This is a genomic window from Bacillus sp. SIMBA_008, from assembly GCF_046535495.1.
In the GTDB taxonomy this organism is placed as follows: Bacteria; Bacillota; Bacilli; order Bacillales; family Bacillaceae; genus Bacillus; species Bacillus subtilis.
This window is the reverse complement of the sequence record NZ_JAWRWL010000376.1, coordinates 1-276: the sequence shown is the minus strand read 5'-3', so window position 1 is coordinate 276 and position 276 is coordinate 1. Positions and strand designations below refer to the sequence as shown.

1 protein-coding gene is annotated in these 276 nt (G+C 34.4%); it reads left to right on the top strand.

Going from position 1 to position 276, the window contains the following annotated elements; translation table 11 throughout:
- Positions 1 to 22 precede the first annotated feature (22 nt).
- The coding region (locus SB658_RS23665; protein WP_410602743.1) for an adenylyltransferase/cytidyltransferase family protein at positions 23 to 276 on the top strand (254 nt) is incomplete at its 3' end.

Sequence of the window (276 nt, the reverse complement as noted above, 5' to 3'; positions counted from 1 at the left end):
ACAGAAAAAGGTGAATTCAAGCGTGAAACTTATTCATTTAACTCATCCACATGAACAAAATAAATTAGAATTACCACCTACTGTAATGGCATTAGGATTTTTTGATGGCATTCATTTAGGACATCAATGTGTGATTCGAACTGCGAAACAAATAGCTGATGAACGAGGATATAAAAGTGCAGTTATGACATTTTATCCGCACCCATCTGTTGTTTTAGGAAAAAAGGAAGCGCATGCGGAGTATATTACACCAATGTGTGATAAAGAAAAAATAGT